14 protein-coding genes, 1 rRNA gene and 1 other RNA gene are annotated in these 20,076 nt (G+C 40.1%); 7 read left to right on the top strand and 9 right to left on the bottom strand.

From position 1 onward, the window contains the following. The first annotated feature begins 211 nt into the window (after positions 1–211). Entirely contained in the window at positions 212–1,930 is a 1,719-nt protein-coding gene (locus DWX23_RS18035) for an O-antigen ligase (protein ID WP_122375473.1), read from the top strand. Further along, positions 1,902–3,368, top strand: coding sequence for a transglutaminase domain-containing protein (locus tag DWX23_RS18030; protein WP_122375472.1), 1,467 nt, complete (start codon positions 1,902–1,904; stop codon positions 3,366–3,368). The genes DWX23_RS18035 and DWX23_RS18030 overlap by 29 nt, the downstream gene beginning before the upstream one ends. A gap of 485 nt (positions 3,369–3,853) precedes the next feature. Here DWX23_RS18030 and DWX23_RS18020 read toward each other — a convergent pair whose 3' ends face one another. From DWX23_RS18020 to DWX23_RS18000, 5 genes are all read right to left on the bottom strand, one after another. After that, positions 3,854–4,255, bottom strand: coding sequence for a hypothetical protein (locus tag DWX23_RS18020; RefSeq protein WP_122375470.1), 402 nt, complete (start codon positions 4,253–4,255; stop codon positions 3,854–3,856). A gap of 446 nt (positions 4,256–4,701) precedes the next feature. After that, on the bottom strand, positions 4,702–5,472 hold the full coding sequence (lpxA, locus tag DWX23_RS18015; RefSeq protein WP_122375469.1) for an acyl-ACP--UDP-N-acetylglucosamine O-acyltransferase: 771 nt from the start codon (positions 5,470–5,472) through the stop codon (positions 4,702–4,704). A gap of 23 nt (positions 5,473–5,495) precedes the next feature. Continuing rightward, positions 5,496–6,881 (bottom strand): TolC family protein, encoded by a 1,386-nt coding sequence (locus DWX23_RS18010; protein ID WP_199673323.1) that lies wholly within the window; start codon positions 6,879–6,881, stop codon positions 5,496–5,498. An 11-nt stretch (positions 6,882–6,892) separates the two neighbouring features. Beyond that, positions 6,893–10,108 carry an efflux RND transporter permease subunit gene (locus tag DWX23_RS18005; protein ID WP_122375468.1) on the bottom strand — a complete coding sequence of 1,072 codons (3,216 nt, stop codon included), beginning with the start codon at positions 10,106–10,108 and terminating at the stop codon, positions 6,893–6,895. A gap of 60 nt (positions 10,109–10,168) precedes the next feature. Next, the gene (locus DWX23_RS18000) at positions 10,169–11,380 is read right to left on the bottom strand and encodes an efflux RND transporter periplasmic adaptor subunit (RefSeq protein ID WP_122375467.1); all 1,212 of its coding nucleotides are present in this window, start codon (positions 11,378–11,380) and stop codon (positions 10,169–10,171) included. A 324-nt stretch (positions 11,381–11,704) separates the two neighbouring features. On the opposite strand from DWX23_RS18000, the gene DWX23_RS17995 reads away from it, so the two are divergent. From DWX23_RS17995 to DWX23_RS17975, 5 genes are all read left to right on the top strand, one after another. Continuing rightward, the gene (locus DWX23_RS17995) at positions 11,705–12,337 is read left to right on the top strand and encodes a glycerophosphoryl diester phosphodiesterase membrane domain-containing protein (protein ID WP_122352173.1); all 633 of its coding nucleotides are present in this window, start codon (positions 11,705–11,707) and stop codon (positions 12,335–12,337) included. A gap of 69 nt (positions 12,338–12,406) precedes the next feature. Further along, a complete protein-coding gene (locus DWX23_RS17990; RefSeq protein ID WP_122352172.1) occupies positions 12,407–13,468 on the top strand; it encodes a LacI family DNA-binding transcriptional regulator in 1,062 nt (353 codons plus the stop codon). Between the two features lie 132 nt (positions 13,469–13,600). Next, positions 13,601–14,413, top strand: coding sequence for an SDR family oxidoreductase (locus tag DWX23_RS17985; RefSeq protein ID WP_122375466.1), 813 nt, complete (start codon positions 13,601–13,603; stop codon positions 14,411–14,413). Positions 14,414–14,436: 23 nt separating this feature from the next. Continuing rightward, the gene (uxuA, locus tag DWX23_RS17980) at positions 14,437–15,612 is read left to right on the top strand and encodes a mannonate dehydratase (RefSeq protein ID WP_122375465.1); all 1,176 of its coding nucleotides are present in this window, start codon (positions 14,437–14,439) and stop codon (positions 15,610–15,612) included. A 208-nt stretch (positions 15,613–15,820) separates the two neighbouring features. Beyond that, positions 15,821–16,672 (top strand): M23 family metallopeptidase, encoded by an 852-nt coding sequence (locus DWX23_RS17975; RefSeq protein WP_233587669.1) that lies wholly within the window; start codon positions 15,821–15,823, stop codon positions 16,670–16,672. A gap of 55 nt (positions 16,673–16,727) precedes the next feature. Here DWX23_RS17975 and ssrA read toward each other — a convergent pair. The 4 genes from ssrA to rrf all read right to left on the bottom strand — a co-directional run bounded on the left by ssrA (position 16,728) and on the right by rrf (position 19,932). Next, positions 16,728–17,128: a transfer-messenger RNA gene (gene ssrA / locus DWX23_RS17970) on the bottom strand. Positions 17,129–17,188: 60 nt separating this feature from the next. After that, the gene (locus tag DWX23_RS17965) at positions 17,189–18,070 is read right to left on the bottom strand and encodes an alpha/beta hydrolase (RefSeq protein ID WP_122375463.1); all 882 of its coding nucleotides are present in this window, start codon (positions 18,068–18,070) and stop codon (positions 17,189–17,191) included. Positions 18,071–18,103: 33 nt separating this feature from the next. After that, positions 18,104–19,663, bottom strand: a complete 1,560-nt coding sequence (locus DWX23_RS17960) for an arylsulfatase (protein ID WP_122375462.1) — start codon at positions 19,661–19,663, stop codon at positions 18,104–18,106. A 158-nt stretch (positions 19,664–19,821) separates the two neighbouring features. Next, a 5S ribosomal RNA gene (gene rrf / locus DWX23_RS17955) occupies positions 19,822–19,932 on the bottom strand. Positions 19,933–20,076: the final 144 nt, after the last annotated feature.

Here is a 20,076-nt window from a genome sequence, read left to right as displayed (position 1 = left end):
TATACAGTCATTGATATTTTATAAATCAAACATAGTGAATAATCTAAATAAAAACTATATATTATCCAATATAGAAGCAATATTCTTAACTTTTACAATCATATTAATTGTAGTAGGTATTGTGAAATATAAAATAAAAAAGTAGTTATTATCAGAATTAGCCTATTACATCTTAGTTGAATAGGCTAATTCTAAGATTATATTATTTTCAATGAGAAAGAGATTCAATTTTCAACAAAAACAGAATACTGAGATCTTTACTAATCTAACATTAGCAAGCTTACTATTTTTATTTCCTTTAATATCAAATAGAACAAATTACATATACATAAAAGAAATATTAGTTTTTAGTACCTGTGCAATTCTCATATTACCCCATTTATTATCCAAAAACAAAATACATATACAGATATACGACATCTATATTATCATAGGAATTGTTTATATCACTTCACATATAAACAATTGGGAAAAAGACACTTATACAATAATTTCCTATCTTATCTTATTTTACTCAATATCAAAAACAAAATGGAATATTAACATTTTACGACTAATCATATCGATAAGCACCATTCATGCTGTCATGTCAATTGTCAATAATTATACAATGCCTTTAATCGGTATAATGGGAAACTCAGGTATAACAGGTATATATTTAGCTATAACCTATCCTATCGGATTTTATTTACTTCTAAACAGTAATACTATACATAAAATAATATTTGGAATACTATTACTTCCAATCATTCTTACTATATTCCTAACAGATTCAAGAAATGGTATTCTATCAGTATTAACATGCAGTATACTAATTTACTGCAACAATAGTAATTCATTTATAGAATATATCAAAAAAATAAACCTCAAACAATCTATTATTTTTGCTCCAATAATAATCTTACTTAGCATATTCTCATTATATAATCTAATTAACCATAGAAAAGATTCGGTAGATGGCCGAATTCTTATATACAAAATAACTACAAATATGATATTCAACAGACCTATATCTGGTTTTGGTTATAATACATTTTATTCTATATATCCGGAATATCAAATGACCTACTTTAAAAAGAACCCTGACAGTAAATACATAAAATTTGCTGACAACACAAAATATGGATTCAATGAAATACTACAAATAGGAGCAGAATATGGAATAATTGGTATAATATTAACCTTCGTTTTCACAATATACTTATTTACGATTAAAAATGAAAAAAATAAATTCATCGTCTCTCCTGTAAAATATACAATACTATCTATTTTTCTTCTTTCACTATTTAGTTATCCACTCAGAAGGGTTGAAACATTATTAACAATAACAACCTTTACAGGTATATTAGCATCTTTTGATAAGAGATTTTTGCTTTCATTCAACAGAACACATCATAAATTAATAATTATATCATTAGCGATTTGCTACTTTGAAATTATAAACACGACAATTAACAGGAATTATGCTTACACTATTTGGCAAGAATCAAAAAAGACTTCAATACCTGATAAAGAAAAACTTTTAATTTACAATTCGATTGAAGATAAATTAAAATATGACACTCTATTTCTATATGATTACGCGGTTATATTATCTAACTGTAATAAAAATGAGGAAAGTAATATTTATTTCGAAAAAGTATTAAAACATATGAACACTTCGTTCATTTGGATACTAAAAGGAAACAACTATAAAAACACTAATAATTTCAACAATGCTCAAAACTGCTATATACATGCATTTAAAATGGTTCCAAACAGAATATTTCCTTTATATCAGTTAATGCTATTATACAAAGAATACGATAAAAAAAATGAAATGATAAAAACCGCCAAGTTAATCAAAGATTTTAAGATCAAAATACCATCTTACACAACACTAAAAATAAAAGAAGAAGCAAATGAAATCATTTCAATATACAACAAATAAAAAAACACTTATAGTATTATTATCTATAACAATATCAATTTGTACAATTAATACATTAAACAACAATTACAGTATACTATCTTATAGCAGAAACAATAAAGAGCTAAAGAAAGTTTTAAAGCACTATAAAAACGACAACAAAAAATACAATGCTGTACTATTTCTAATCAAGAATATGAAGAATAAATATTCTTACAAATTAATAGTCAAAGATACATTAAACAGAAAGAATAATTTCTGTTTATTTGATACACATATAGATAAGAATAATTATCAATCTATATTAGACTCTTTAAACTTTCATTTAGAGATAGATTCCATAAATGATATGGAACACATTAATGCTCAATATTTAATAGAAAATTGTGACTACGCATTTTATGCATGGGAAAACTTCCCATGGTCTAAGGGATATACAAAAAGTATATTTTATGAATATATCCTTCCATATAGAATAAATAAAGAAAATCTAGTAGACTGGAGATCATTCTTTATAAAACGATATAAACCAATGATTGATACTATGAAAAATGAGAAAACAATAAAAAACATCTCCCAATTAATCATTAAAGATATAAATAAGCAAATATCTTACTCCTGTGATGCTTTAAATCTTAAACCCTCATTAGATTATAAAGAAATTCTCTATTACCAAAAAGGTAATTGTTCCATTATAGCCGATATTATAGTATTAGCATTACGATCTATGGGTATAGCATCAACTAAGGACTATATCCCATTATGGGGAAGTACAGATAATGGCCATACAGAAGTTGTCTATTTCGATGAATGCTGCAACCCTGTAATGCTACAAACAGGAAATTGGCTAGCCGCCCATCCACCTAAAATATTTAGACAAATATATTCAATAACAGAATCAAGTAATACTGAACAATTCGACAATAACAATTATATAGATGTAACAAACAATTATATACCAACAACAGATATCAGAATTTCAATAAAATCTATACCCGAAGAGGTCTATTTGGCAGTATACAATAATAATAAATGGAAAGAAATCTCTAAAGGAAGTCTATTTGAAAAACAGTTATACCTTTTTCATAATATGGGACGATCTATTATATATTTACCAATCACTAAAACAAATTACAATGGAATAAAAGCAATTGACAGTCCTCTTTCGGTAGACTTTCTCGGTAATATCAGAAAATATAAAATAAACAATGAGAGTAAGGTAGATATTAATCTCACCCAATATCTATCAAAAATTCACATTATAGACAATATTGATAATTATGAATTGGCTTACTGGAACATTAGCCATTGGAGTTCAATTCCTATTTCAGAAAATAAAAATACAGGATTCAATGCACATCAAGTTCCATCAAATACTATATATACAATATTAGATAAAAGAAATTTCAGGTTAAAAGGAAGAATCTTTACATACGATAATAACATCATAATATGGTAATATTCTTTTCTATATTTTCTTATACTCAATCAATTTATATATATTAGAGAGTTTTATAGAGTATCAAAAAGCAAAAACAAATGTCTATGAATAGATATATATTACCTACAACAATATTCTTTATTGGAATATTAATTCTAAGTTTCGCTAAAAACTTATTCTTTGGGTTTGAAGCTCAATTCTTCTATGCAATTGAAAGTACTTCATATTGGTTCTTTTTCATTATCATTTATACACGGTGCAAAAGAAAAAACAAAATACTCTATCTTGAATATATCATCTGGTTGCTTCTTTCTTTTGTATCCAGTACAGCAATTAACTACTTTAGGGATATATATACAGAAAGCAACGAAAGTAATACAATCATATTACGATCATTAGTAATGAATATTTTCCTGTTCTTTGTTACCTTACTATTATTGATATATAAAAAGAACAACGATATTTGAATACCTTACAAAGAAACGAATCTTCTTGCATCCTATTCAATATCCATTTTCCGGATCGCGTTCAAACTTTGCCTTCTTCAGTTTTCTGTTGATCGCTTTGGAAGTACGAAAGTTAAGCCCTTTTACTGTGATCGACTCGGCACGTATCTCGTTCTTCTTTTCTACAAGGCGACTTTCGGCTGAAACAGAGAAAGTCCCGAAATCATTCAGACAAACGTCAAAGCCCTCTTCCAATAGTTCGATTATGGAATCTTCTATCAGCATCCACGAACGGGATAACTCCGCCCGAAGCGGTGCCGAACCATGCGAAATATGGTCGAATAACTTATCTTTATGAATTGTTCCGCGACTGACAACTTGCGGATAATACCCTTTTACTTTCTCCCCATCCTTATTCAGATTGTCATAAATAGGAGTAAATTTATACCTTATACTCATGGATTTACTTTTTATATCAGATTGTACAGTTATTACTTTATTTTCTTAATCATCCTCCTAAAGATAGACTTTTATTTTCAAACTCTCCATACATATTCATATAAATATGCCATTCAGAAGTTACATAACAAGTATTACTCACATTACAGGAAAGTATCTTCAGACAAACGGGAAACTATTTCCTGGTATATAACAAACTATACATACCTTGTACACCTTATCGCATATAAGTAGTACAGGATATCACATATAAGGTGTACAACATATCAGACATTAGTACTACAGCATATAAATAGTTTGTAATATACCGGGAAATAGTTTATCATATAATAAAAATTAGTTTTTAGTAAGACAACCGATAGTTCATCGGTTAGAGGCCTGGGTAAAGACAAAAAAAACGAGGATACCTATGCAGATATCCTCGTCCCCTTTTATATACAAGCTTGTTATCTTCCGATAATCCCCAGTTTGGAATCATTGATAAAATCAATGATATGCTGTATTTCATCACTCATCGGCACCTGGTCCTTGATCATCAGCAAGGCATCAAAAAGGCTGGTGTTACCCTGATAAATGATGCGGTAGGCATGGCTGATATGTTTAATGACCTTATCGCTTACCCCCTGGTGTGACAGGATGAAAGAATTAACGCCATAATAAGTAGTCGGTTCCTGAGCCGCCACGATATAAGGAGGAACGTCTTTACGGAAACGGCAACCGGTCTGTGTCATCGACCAGGTACCGACACGGCTGCCCTGGCTTGCCAAGACGTTTCCGCCGAAGATCGAATAATCTTCAAAGAAACAATTACCGGAGACCTTGCTACCGTAACCCAATACGCAATGGTTTCCGATATGTGTATCGTGTGAAATATGCACCCCTTCATGTAGGAAATTACCATTACCGATAAAGGTCTGCCCTTCCGGAGTCGTAGCACGGTTGATCACTACGTTCTCACGAATCACATTATCGTCACCGATAACAACCAGCGTACTGTCGCCTTTATATTTGAAATCCTGGGGTTCTGCCGCAATAACAGCCCCATTGAATACACGGTTACCTTTCCCCAGACGTGCACCACTCATGATACTGGCATGAGGCATGATCTCGCAATTATCGCCGATCTCGACATTCTTATCGATGTATGCAAACGGATGAACAGTAACGTTCGCTCCCAGTTTTGCACCGGCATCTACATAAGCTAACGGACTAATCATAATAATCTAAGTTTTAATGGTTATTACTCTCTTCCTCCACCTACAGCACTATACAGGTTGATAACAGCCTGCATACGCTGAACGTTGTCGGATACTTCTGTCAATTGTGCACTCAAAAGGCTCTGCTGGGCCGACAGGATCTCCAGATAAGTAGACTCAGCCGACTGGAACAACGCTTTCGTATATTCTACAGCTTTTTCCAGTTGTGCGATCTGTTCTTTATCCTGAACCAGCATTTTATTGGTTGCATCGTACAGATGCAATGCATCGCTCACCTCTTTTCCTGCCTGGAGGATAGCCTGCTGATAATTCATCTGAGCGATCTTCTCTTCCGCTTTCGACACTTTCAGGTTAGCCATCAACTTGCCGTTGTTGAAGATTGGCTGTGCAAGAGATGCCAATGCCTGGAACATGAATTGTCCCGGATTGGAAACTGTAATACCCGAACCATTCGTCCAACCGGCAGTAGCCGTAATATTCAACCCCGGATAGAAAGCAGCACGTGCTTTGTTCGTTGTATAATAAGCGCTTGCAAGCGACATTTCTGCGATCTTCACGTCCGGACGGTTTTCCAGCAATTGCAAAGGTACACCTGCCATCAGTTCATCCGGAATATATTGATCTTCCAATCTGCCACGTTCGATCTGCTGGGGGGCTTTCGCCAACAGTACCGACAAAGAGTTTTCTACTTCACGAACCTGACGTTTCAGGTTGATCAGTGAAGAGGAAACCTGATGGTATACGGCTTTCATCTGTACAACGGCAGCTTCGGTGGTCATACCTGCCTCCTTCATAGCTTCCATCGCGCGTACATTTTCTTTATAGATATCAACTGTTTCTGTTGTAATCTCTACCTGGCGGTCGAGCATCAGCAAAGTAAAATAGGTATTGGCGATACCGCTGATAAGCTGTGAACGTACTGCCTGCTGTGAATACTGGCTTTGCAGATAGATCGTTTTCTGGTCGCGGCTTGCATTCAGCAGCTTACCGAACAGATCGACTTCCCAGCTTGCTGCTGCCGGTAAGGTATATGCTTTGGCAAAACTAGAACTTCCGATCGTCGTGGTCGAACCTTGCGGAGCCAGATTCAGAGACGGCAGGAAAGATAAACGGGCGGCTGTCAGCAACGCTTTCGACTCTTCCACACGGAGAATTGCAGCCTGCATATCCACATTGTTTGCCAATCCTTCTTCAATCAAAGACTGCAGTTTCGGATCACGGAAAATATCCGTCCAGGGTATATTTCCCATATTGGTCGTATCGGCAGCCAGGGTGTCCGTTACTGATACCGGATCACGGTAAATACCGGCGGTCTCTATCGTATCAGGACGGTCGTATGCTTTGTAAATGTGGCAACTACTCAGTAGAGCGGTTGCACACATCATATATATAACTTGATTTTTCTTCATTGTCTTCTCACTTATTTTTTAGCGTACTGTTCTATTTCCGTATTCAGATCACTGTTGTCCAGATCTTCCCATTCGATCGGTTTCAGTCTTTCCTGCAAGTACTGGAAGACCACGAACAGTGCCGGAACGATGAGGAGCTGGAAGACCATACCGACAAACATACCGCCGATAGCAGCAGTACCCAAAGTACGGTTACCGTGTGCACCTACACCAAAAGCGAACATCATAGGCAACAAACCGACTACCATTGCCAGAGAGGTCATCAGGATCGGACGCAGACGAGCGGCAGCACCTAATACCGCAGCCCAGGTAATACTCATACCCATACGGCGACGTTCGAGAGCAAACTCTACGATCAAAATAGCGTTCTTTGCCAACAGACCCATCAACATGATCAATGCGATCTGCATATAAATGTTGTTCGACATTGTTCCCAGAATCATCTTCAATGCCGGAATGCTACCTAAAGCAGCCCAACCTTGTACAAACAGGAAGCTACCCATCAAACCAAACGGTATTGAAAGCATTACCGCCAACGGAAGAATGTAACTTTCATACTGTGCACTCAACAACAGGTAGACGAAAACGAAACAAAGGATAAAGATCAGACCGGTTGTGCTTCCGCTTGTCTCCGCTTCTTCACGGGCCATACCTCCTAATTCATAACCGAAACCGGTAGGAAGTGATGTACTTGCGACTTCTTCGATTGCTTTCAACGCCTGACCGCTGGTAAAACCTTCGGCTGGGGCAACCATCACTTTCAAAGAGGTGTACATATTGAAACGACTGATAATATCCGGTCCATATACTTTCTCGATCGTAATGAATTGGGAGATCGGAGCCATTTCGTCACCGTTCCTTACCTTAATGTTCTTCAAAGACTCCATATTGGCTCTCATGGAAGGATCAGCCTGCACCATTACACGATACATCTTACCGAAACGGTTGAAATTGGAGGCATACAAACCTCCATAATATCCTTGCAGAGTCAAAAGAATATCGCTCGGACTGATACCAACTTTCTTACAAGCTGCCGCATCGATATCGATCATATACTGCGGGAAGTTCGGATTGAAAGTCGACTGGGCCGATTTGATTTCCGGACGATTCGTCAATGCAGCCATATATTCTTTGGAAACAGAGAAGAATCTATCCAGGCTACCACCTGTCTTATCCTGCATGTTCAACTCGATATCGCTGGAAGCCGAATAACCCGGGATCATAGGCGGAGTAAAGAACAAAACCTGTGCATCTTTTATTACTTTCTGGGCACGCATAAACAAACTGGCATAAACCACATCCGAACTTTGTGTCATCGAACGTTCTTCCCAGTCCTTCAATTTGATGATGAAAGAACCGTAAGACGGTCCCTGGCCACCGATAAAGCTGAAACCGGTAATTGCCGTACGCGATTTAATTGCAGGATCGGAAGCAATCAGGCTATCGACACGTTGCATGATTTCCTGCGTACGTTCCTGAGAAGTACCCGGAGGCAATGTCACAGCTCCCATGATCGTACCCGTATCTTCATTCGGTACCATACCGGTCGGCGTTACCTGCATGAAGAAAATCAGCAATGCAATAGAAGCAGCTACCGTACCAAATGCCAGCCATTTCTTCTGGATGAAAAACAAGACACGCTTCTTATAACCTTTCAGCAACGAATCGTATGCCACATTGAAAGAGGTATGGAAACGGGATATAAAAGTAGATTTCTTTTCGCCATGTTCATCGTGAGGTTTCAGGAAGATAGAACATAGTGCCGGACTCAGCGTCAATGCATTCAAAGCTGACAAACCGATTGCAATAGCCATCGTCACACCGAACTGACGGTAAAATATACCGGCCGTACCTCCCATGAAACTAACAGGGATAAACACGGACATCATCACCAGTGTAATTGAAACGATAGCACCGCCAAGTTCACTCATCGCATCGATAGATGCCTGCTTCGCCGATTTATAACCCTGGTCCAACTTGGCATGGACCCCCTCGACGACGATAATCGCATCATCGACCACAATCGCAATGGCAAGCACCATCGCACAAAGTGTCAGCAAGTTTACACTAAACCCGATCAACGACAACAGGAAGAAGGTACCGATCAGGGCCACCGGAATAGCAATAGCCGGAATCAAGGTCGAACGCAAATCCTGCAGGAAGATATAAACAACGATAAACACCAGAATAAATGCTTCGAGCAAAGTCTTCAACACTTCATGGATAGAGGCATACAGGAAGTCGTTGGCATTCATGGAAACTTCCACCTTCATTCCCGGCGGCATCGTCTTTTCCGATTTCACCAACAGTTCCTGAATTTCATTGATAGTCTCCGTAGCATTCGTTCCAGGCATCTGGTAAACAATACAGGTAACAGCGCTATGTCCGTTTACTTTGTTGACAAAGTTATAGGTCAAACGTCCCAGTTCAATGTCGGCAATATCTTTCAGGCGGAGCACCTCGCCATCGGCAAGAGCTTTTACAACAATATTCTCAAACTCATCAGCCGTCTGCAAACGTCCTTTATAACGGATAGTGTACTGGAACGTCTGATTTCCCTGTTCACCGAAAGAACCCGGAGCTGCTTCCACGTTCTGTTCTGCCAATACGTTGGAAACATCGTTAGGTACAAGTTTGTATTGTGCCATCACATCCGGTTTCAACCAGATACGCATAGAGTAGTCGGTACCCAACACGTTAGCATCACCCACACCAGGAACACGTTGTACTTCCGGGATCAGGTTGATCTTTGCGTAGTTTTCAAGGAACTTCTGATCGTAACGGTCTTCTGCATCGTAAACGGCAAAAACGATCAACATGGAGTTCTGACGTTTCTGGGTCGTCACACCGACCTTTGTTACTTCGGCGGGCAACAGACCCTGAGCCATAGATACACGGTTCTGCACATTGACAGCCGCCATATCGGGGTCTGTTCCTTGTTTAAAATATATGGAAATATCGGCAGAACCATTGTTCGAGGCATTGGATGTCATATACATCATGTTCTCAACCCCGTTTATCTGGTCTTCCAAAGGTGCGATCACACTATTCAATACAGTCTGCGCATTGGCACCTGTATAAGTGGCCCGTACCGAAACGGTAGGGGGGGCAATGTCCGGATATTGGGTAACAGGCAGTGTGAGCAAACCTAATATACCCAGGATGACAATCAAGATGGAGATCACCGTTGAAAGCACCGGACGGTTAATAAATCTATCTAATTTCATATTTTACTTTTTTATATACGGAAGAATCGGACGGGAACCCGGTCCTTTCTATACCTTTAATTAATTAAAAGCTGTTTTTAAATTTCCTTCGCTCTGGTCTTTCATCGCCTGCTGAAATTTTTCAGCCTGTTCGCTTTTAGTGATTGGCTTAATTTCCTGACCGTCATGCAAACTTTGGACACCTTCGACAACGATCTTGTCGCCAGCCTTCAATCCTCCGGTCACCAGGTAAACCTGTCCGTCGCTCAAAGGAGATACCTGAATTTCCGTATTCTTGATCGTATTATCCGATTGTAGCACATATACAAATTTCTTGTCCTGGATTTCAACCGTAGCAGACTGCGGGATCATAATGATGTCATTCATTGTATAAGGGAATACAACATTTCCCGTACCACCGCTTCGCAGGATATTCTTGTCATTGGGGAATACGGCACGCATACTTACCGAACCGGTAGACTGGTCGATCACACCGCTGACAGCATCGATCTTTCCTTTTTCATCCAGCATAGTACCATCTGCCAATTGTAACTGAACGGCCGGCATCTTATCCAATTGTTCCTTCAAAGTACCGCCAGCCTTCGTCAGCTGCAACAATTCTTTTTCCGTCATGGAGAAATAAACATATACCTCTCCGATCTCCGAAACTGTCGTCATCGGACTGGAGATAGACGGACTGACCAAACTTCCGATACGATACGGGAAAGTTCCAACAACACCGTTGGATGGGCTGGTTACCGTACAAAAATCCAGATTTTGTTTTGCGCTCACCTTAGATGCTTCCGATTGTGCCAAAGTGGCTCTGGCCGAAGCAAGCTGGTTGACAGCGGTCTGATACTCAAAAGAGCTGATAATGGACTTATTATACAACTCTTTCTTATTCTTCTCGGTCAACTCCAACGTACTGACATTTGCCTGTGCCATCTCTACCGCAGCTTTCGCCTGGTTGTAGGCAGCTTTATACTGTGTCGGATCGATTTCAAACAAGGCCTGTCCTTTACGCACAGTTGCCCCTTCATCAACACATAACTTAACAATAAACCCTGATACCTGTGGACGAACTTCGATATCCTGCGTACCTCTGATGGTCGCGGGGTAAGAGGTTGACTGGTCGGAAGAAGAAGAATTAACGGTCATTACAGCATATTCACTGTCGCCTAACTTCATACCCCCCTGGCTGTTTCCACAGGCGGTTAATAAAGACACTCCCACTGCAAATAACGCAATTTGCCTTAATTGGGTAATAGTAGTTCTCAACATTTGTTTATTCATAATTATAATTTAATATATTTCTGCCTATTAATAGTTTCATACTTTTTATTTGAAGGCTTGTATTATCAGGCTCGACAACAGGGGACTCATATCCTAAAAAACGTACAAATGTAAAATCTTTTTATTGTACTTTTCCCGTTTATACATTCTTTTATACTAAAAAATAGCTTTATTTATATGTAGAGATCAAACAGATAGCCAATATTTTGACGGATCGAAAGTAAATTAGTCCAAATTTGCATATATTCTTAAAACGAGGTTTGCTTATTCAATAATTTAGTTTAAATTTACAGCTATCTATAAACTTAATTAATCAATAAGCTGATGGGACCAAAGTTTTCAATTTCGGAAGTATGTAGCACTTCATGGCAACGGACCAAAGCTCAGATATGGGTTTTGTCCGGATTATTGATCGGTATGACCATAATTTCTTTCACTTTAAGTGCATTTGCTATGCCTATGCAGAAATCCATAGTGGGTACAATCGTTATCAATCTGATTAGTTGTATTATCTCATGTATCTTTGCTCTGGGATACATGAAAAACATATTCCAGACTCTGGATGGAGAAGAGCCGCAGTTTTCGGCCTACGGTCAGCAAGCCCGTAAAATCATCACTTATTTCGTGGCTAATATTTTTATGGGGATCATCGTCCTGTTCGGTATCTGCCTGTTCGTTATCCCGGGTATATACCTGGCCATACGGTTACAGTTCTTTACAGCTTTCATTGTTGAAGAAGATGCCGGGATCATCGAATCATTGAAACGCAGCTGGGAAATAACCCGCGGACAAGAAATGCCGTTGTTTTTACTTATGCTGGCAATGATCGGTATTTTTATACTGGGACTTATCGTGCTGGGGATAGGAATTTTTGTAGCAATGCCTCTTATCTATGTAATGTATGGCTATGTTTTCCGTAAACTTAATGCACCTTTGCAAATTATTGAAGAATTATAAATTGAATAACACTAAACAGCCCGTAGATTTCTAAAGTCTACGGGTTACTTATGATAACAAAATTGCCCTATGGGGAAGACTTACAGAATTAAAGACATTGCAGAATTATCCGGTGTATCCACCGGAACTGTCGACCGCATATTACATAACCGCGGAAAAGTATCGGAAGAAGCACAGAAGAAGGTTGAAAAAGTTTTAAAAGAGATAGACTATCATCCGAATCTGATAGCCCGTTCGCTGGCACTTAAAAAGAAGTATAAGTTCATAACACTGATACCTTCTTTTGCACAAGGCGAATACTGGGCCAAACTGTCCGAAGGGATCAACAAAGCAGAGCAGGAACTATTCAGTTACAATATCGAGGTCGACCGAATGTTCTTCAACCAGTATGATAAAAGCAGTTTCGACAATCTGATACCGAAAATCGAAGAGGCCGATTGCCAGGGAGTGATCATAGCCACTCTTTTCAAAGAGAGTGTCATCCAGCTCACTCAGCAACTCGATAAGCTGGAGATACCCTACGTGCTGATCGATGCCTTTATCGAAAACACAAACTGCATCGCTTATTACGGAACCAATTCCTATGATTCCGGATACATTGCCGGACGACTGCTTTTCGAACAGATACAACCGGAAGATAACATTGCCATTTTCCGCTTTATCCGTAAAGGAGACATGCATTCGACACAGGTGATGAAACGCGAAGAAGGTTTCCGTGACTACCTGTACGGTCATGATTTCCTGGGGAAAATATATCCGGTACATATCCATGCCGACGAATCGGAGGAAAATAAAGAGATACTCGACTCTTTCTTCGCAACACACGAAGAGATCAAGGCCGGTATTATCTTTAATTCCAGGGCACATGTACTGGGAGACTATTTCCGGAACCAGGATATCGACAGACATTTTAAACTGATCGGTTACGATGTGATCGACTCGAACCTGAATCATCTGAACGACGGATATATCACTCACCTGATCGCACAGCGTCCGGAAGTACAAGGATTCAATTGCGTCCGTGCATTGTTCCGCCATCTGGTGTTGAAGGAAAAAGTCGAACAAATCAACTACATGCCCATTGATATACTTATTAAAGAGAACATTAAGTATTACAACAACTATATTTAAAGGCATAAATTAATTATTTTTCTTCGATATTTTTTTTGTTTGACAAATAAATACTATACATTTGCATTCAATGTGTGCTCGCGCACATATTGGCGATAAAATGAAAATATCACAATAAAAATCATATATAAAATGGCTAATTTATTTTGTATTAAAGACAGAGTTGTCATTATTACCGGTGGAGCCGGTATCCTGGGTAGCGGAATCGCAGGCCATCTGGCTGAAGAAGGTGCTAAAGTCGTAATCCTTGACCGTGCCGTAGAAGCCGGTGAAAAGATCATTGCCGATATTAAAGCAAAAGGTGGTGAAGCCTGTTTCTTCCTGACTGATGTTTTGAACAAAGAAACACTTGAACAGAATAAAAAAGATATCCTTGCCAAATATGGCCGGATCGACGCATTGCTGAATGCAGCAGGTGGTAATATGGCAGGTGCGACCATCGGTCCGGACAGCAATATATTCGACCTGCAGATCGATGCTTTTAAGAAAGTGGTAGACCTGAATCTGTTTGGAACCGTACTTCCGACAATGGTATTCGCCGAAGTAATGGCACAACAAAAAGAAGGTGCCATCGTGAACTTCTCTTCCGAATCGGCTCTCCGTCCGCTGACACGTGTTGTCGGATATGGTGCTGCCAAAGCTGCTATCTCCAACCTGACCAAATACATGGCTGGTGAATTGGCTATTAAATTCGGTGAAGGTTTGCGTGTAAATGCGATCGCTCCGGGATTTTTCCTGACGGAACAAAACAGAACACTGATGACCAACCCGGACGGTTCTTATACGGAACGTGCTAAATCAGTTATCGCCCATACACCGTTCAGACGTCTGGGTACACCGGATGAATTGTTCGGTACGATCCAGTATTTAATCAGTGACGCATCTAAATTCGTAACCGGAACAATTGCTATTGTGGATGGCGGTTTCGATGCATTCTCTATCTAATAATTCATAAACACGATACACTTATGTATTTATGCGAACAAACGTGGCGTTGGTACGGGCCGAATGATCCCGTCAGCCTCTGGGATATCAAACAGGCCGGAGCTACCGGTATCGTAAATGCCCTGCATCACATCCCCAACGGGGAAGTATGGACAGTGGAAGAGATCATGAAACGGAAAGAAATGATCGAAGAAGTCGGTCTAAGATGGTCTGTTGTAGAGAGTGTCCCTGTACATGAACATATTAAAACACAAACCGGAGATTTTCAAAAATATATCGATAATTACAAAGAAAGCCTACGTAACCTGGGTAAATGTGGAATCAATGTTGTTACATACAACTTTATGCCTGTACTCGACTGGACACGTACCGACCTGGCTTATACAATGCCGGACGGATCCAAAGCACTTCGTTTCGAACGTGCCGCTTTCATAGCATTCGACCTTTTCATCCTGAAACGTCCGGGAGCAGAAAACGACTATTCGGCAGAAGAAAAAGCGAAAGCAAAAGCCCGCTTCGATATAATGACGGAAGACGATCGCCTGTTGCTTACCCGCAATATGATCGCCGGCCTGCCCGGATCTGAAGAAAGTTTCACTGTCGAACAATTCCAGGAAGCATTAGACCGCTATAAAGATATCGATGCAGAAAAACTGCGTGCCAACCTGATCTATTTCCTGAAAGAAATTACTCCGGTAGCCGACGAAGCCGGTGTCAAACTGGTTATCCATCCGGATGATCCTCCCTACTCTATTCTCGGTTTACCGCGTATCCTGAGTACGGAAGATGACTTCAAAAAGCTGATAGAAGCAGTTCCCAATAAAAGTAATGGTCTGTGTCTGTGTACCGGTTCATTCGGTGTCCGCAGCGACAACGATCTAGCTGGTATCATGGAACGCTATGGCGACCGTATCGATTTCGTCCACTTCCGCAGTACACAACGTGATGCTGAAGGAAACTTCTACGAAGCAAATCACCTGGAAGGCGATGTAGATATGTATGGCGTAATGAAAGCGCTGCTTGAATTGCAACAAAAACGCGGTTGTTCGATCGCTATGCGTCCGGATCATGGCCACCAGATGATCGACGACCTGAAAAAGAAAACAAATCCCGGTTATTCCTGCATCGGCCGTCTAAGAGGTTTAGCTGAACTTCGCGGCTTGGAGATGGGTATAGCTAAATCTCTTTTTAAGAAATAACAGAGATAAATATTTCATTTCTTATTGATTTATATAGAAAAAGGTGTCCAATTCCGATTGGCGCCTTTTTCTGTTTTATCACTTGTCAATTCCACTACCCCGACCATTGAAAAGCATAAATAAATGAAAAAGAACTATAAAGTATTCCTGATTAGAACTTTAGACTGGATTGTTTTTTCTATTTTTGTCCAGCTAAAAAATTATTTTCATAATGCCTAAGATCTATAGTTACATATTATCATTTATTACACTCATAACACTAAGCACCTGTTCATCGGTACTATCAGTGCAATCACCACTACCAGTAACCGCTCAGGAAGTTGCAATCGCTCCTCCGGCAAGCGAAGTTCCGCTTCCCAAAGTCGATTATATATTTCTTCCTCCTGCACCGGAATTAGGAAAAACAGAATATGCACGCAAAGATATTACAGAAGATTTCTCTCTACGCGAAAAAGCAGATATAGCAGTCCCCGATCCCAAGTTACTTGCCAATGATAACTCACTGGTTATTGATCTGGCTCTTATCACTGAAGAAGATTATGCTTTCCCTTTACCCGGAGCAAAAGTCATATCTCCTTACGCCGGACGGAGAAGACATCATTCGGGTGTTGATCTGAAAACATGCGCTAACGATACGATAGTTGCAGCATTTGACGGCATTGTCCGTATAGCAAAACCTTATGCTGCTTATGGTAATGTAGTTGTCATCCGTCATTATAACGGATTGGAAACTGTTTACAGCCACAATTCCAAGAATCTTGTAAAAGTAGGTGAACGTGTAAAAGCAGGTGATCCGGTGGGATTAACAGGCCGGACCGGAAGAGCGACTACAGAACATCTGCATTTTGAAGTACGTATCAACGGACAACATTTCGATCCCAATAAAGTTTTCGATCTGGAAAAACGTAAATTACATACCACTTGCCTGGTTGCAACCAAGACCGGAAGAAACATCGCTGTTAAAGCGGTCGATATATTACCGCACCAGCGTGCCGGTGAATACCAATATTCTTATGTAGGCATTCCGGTTTCTGATAAAAACAAGAAAATAAACTTATAATTCAGTCAATCAAGAAACAAAAAAAGGCTAATAATCAATGATTATTAGCCTTTTTTTGTGGAGCTGGAGAGATTCGAACTCTCGTCCAAACGAGGAACTAATCTGCTTTCTACATGTTTATCTTCGCCTTCGATTGTCGGGATCAAGCAAGACCGAAGCCACCCACTTAATCCTTATCCTCTAAATTTTCGTCCGAAACCCGAGGCTCATTTCAGACTATCTCCGATATTGCTGCACCACCTGATCGGAACGCTTCGGAGCAACAGCATCCGGGTGATGTCACGTCCCCGCAACTATTGCAGGGATTAAGCTTGAATCTACTATACTTCGATTAAGCAGCGAGAGCGTAATTGTTTTCGCCAGTTAATTGTTCGTTGTCTGAGATTTAAGTGCAAGCCAACCACGCACTACATGCTTACAAACCACTTCTGCCCGCTGTCTAAACCGGTCAGCCCCATGATTTGTGAGTACAAAGATACGAAGAATCTCCATATCTCTGTACTCTATTTAGTTTTTTTATTCTATTACCCCTATTTCACGGAACCAGTCTTCAGCCCTGTCAGGCCATTCATTGACAGCCGCCCCCGTGTCCCTCAAACCGTAACCATGTCCGCCTTTGCTATACAAATGCATCCAGACAGGAACACCTGCCTCTTTCAAGGCATAATAATAGAAAAGGCTACTGTTAATATAAGATTTATCATCTTCCGTCTGAATCAACATAGTCGGTGGTGTAGCCGATGTCACTTTAATCTCCGGTGCTAACCCGAAGTTTTCACCGTCCAAATAAGCCGGATAGACCAACAGACAGAAGTCCGGACGACAGCTAACCTTATCTGCTGCATCGACTGCCGGATAGGTCCGCTTATCAAAGCTATTGCTAACCATAGCAGAAAGATGCCCCCCTGCTGAAAATCCCATTACACCGATACGTTGCGGATCGACATTCATCTCTTCTGCATGCGCTCTGACATAACCGATTGCACGCTGCAGATCCTGCAATGGTGCTTCATGTTTCTCACGGCCTTCCCGGCGAGGAACACGATATTTGACCAGTACAGCTGTTATTCCCAGATTATTCAACCATTCACAAACTTCATCTCCTTCCAGGTCGTAAGCCAGAATATTGTAGCCGCCACCAGGACACACAACCATTGCCGCGCCTGTTGCCACTTCATCGGGAGCCGGATAAACCGTAATCGTCGGTTCACTCACATTGGTAACCCGCAAGACTGTTTCACCACCGGTTTTACCTCCATCGGTATCAGCCTTTTCTATCAGCTTGGTTGTCTCACCAGGTGCCCCCTTCGGGAACAACAGGATCGGGTTATCTTGTGCCATAGCTGAACCAATTAAACAACTTGCCCCAACAAGCAGGAGCATACATTTTCTGATCATACACTACACTGTTTAAAGAATTTATAAGAACCATTATTTTTGAGGGAAATTCGGACTATACAGCATTGTCTTTTCCAACGTCATTAATTTACCATCTTTCACAAAAGCTTCTCCTCGTTCCGAAAGATGTTTAACCATCTCTTCACGGAGTTCTTTCAGTTGTTTACCATACTTGGGTTTTGAAGAACAATCAACCAGTTCACCCGGATCTTTTACCAGGTCGAACAACTGTTCTTTTCCATTATGGAGATTCCATACATATTTCAGTTTACCATCCGTCAAAGCACACCAATAATTATCTGCACTGTAACAGGTGGCATGTTCCATGTCGATATATTTACGCCATTCATTTCCACGCCCCTGTACCAGCTTCAGCAACGAGCTTCCGTCCATATCGGGAGGAACTGCACCGCCTGCCAGATCAATAAAGGTAGGCAGGAAATCACGAAGTTCAACGGGTTGCTCGATCTTCGTTCCGGCCGGAACAATTTTATCAACATACGATGGCCATTTTACAATATACGGAATATGAGCCGAACCTTCATACGGATAAGTTTTTCTCCAATGATAATGATCCCCCAGCATGTCTCCATGATCGGCAGTAAAGCAAATTACAGCATCATCATACATACCTTTCTCTTTCAAGGCTGCGATAATCTGTCCTATCTGATCGTCGATGAAAGTAATATTTGCATAATAATGCCTTCTTGAATTAACGGCATATTCGTCTCCTAAATTACCAAAAGGAGCATCGGATGCAACCTTCTCTGGATCGAGACGTTCTGCATACTGGCCACACCAGTCCCCTATAAACGGTTTGGGTATTTCTGTATTCTTATACATATCCAAATAACGCTTCGGTGGGTCATAAGGACTATGAGGGCGGGCAAAAGATACTTTCAGGAATAAAGGCTTATCATTATCATAATTACGGATAAGTTCACAGGCTGTCTGTCCGGTCCAGGTAGTCGGATGCAAACGTTCTTCCAGTTTATAAATACCGGCGCCGTGATCATTCCAACCAATGCCTGTCAAGTCCGGATTCTTCCCCGGAGCATTCAACTGGAACCATTCGCGATAATCGCTGATAAAGTCTTTTGATTCAACTCTACCGCTTTCGTCGATTAAAGTGGCATGGAAACCATGAAGAGCCTTCTGTGGGAACCAATGCATCTTTCCAACGCCAAATGTAAAATAACCCAGATTACGCAACATCTGAGGCATTTCATATTTATACTGTTCCGCCATTCTGCCATAGCCTAACATACCATGATGCCAGGGAGACAAACCTGTCAACAGACCGGCACGTCCGGGCGTACTACTGGGAGCTGATGAATAACCGTTTACAAACAAAGTTCCTTCTGCTGCCAATTTATCCAGATTAGGAGAAATCACAGCTTTATTCCCCATACACCCCAATGCATCTCCACGATGCTGGTCGGTCATAATAAAAATGACATGGGGTTTCTTTTTCATTTCCTTTTGTTCTTTGTTTTGTTCATTTAAGGAAGAAGCAGCAGATTGAGCGGAATGATTAAATCCGACTCCTGCACCTGCTAATAGTGACGATTTAAGAAAGGCTCTTCTTTTCATTATATGTTTTTCTATGAATACTGATTCAGATAGCGAAGATAAATATCTTATTTGATTCGTGCAATCAGAAGAAGGTTAATATTATCGGGAAGAATAAAACAAAAAAGGAGTCCACTCTTTCGAATGAACTCCTTCTACCTTTCAGCTCTCGCTTACTAAAACGGCGGCTATCTACTCTCCCACTTTTACGCAGTACCATCGACGTGGTTGGGCTTAACTTCTCTGTTCGGAATGGGAAGAGGTGGATCCCCAACGCTATAACCACCTTAATACCTTTTAAGATGTTTGACTTGGACAACGTTACTTTAACGTAACTCATTTTCTTTGAGCCATATGACAGGTATTACTACCTACCACCTGCTGATATATCAACCCTTTCTCCGGAAAAAGAAAGTCTCGGGCTATTAGTACTA

It is taken from the genome of Parabacteroides sp. AF18-52, from assembly GCF_003479145.1.
GTDB classification, from domain to species: domain Bacteria; phylum Bacteroidota; class Bacteroidia; order Bacteroidales; family Tannerellaceae; genus Parabacteroides; species Parabacteroides faecis.
This window is presented reverse-complemented; position numbering and strand designations above follow the sequence as displayed.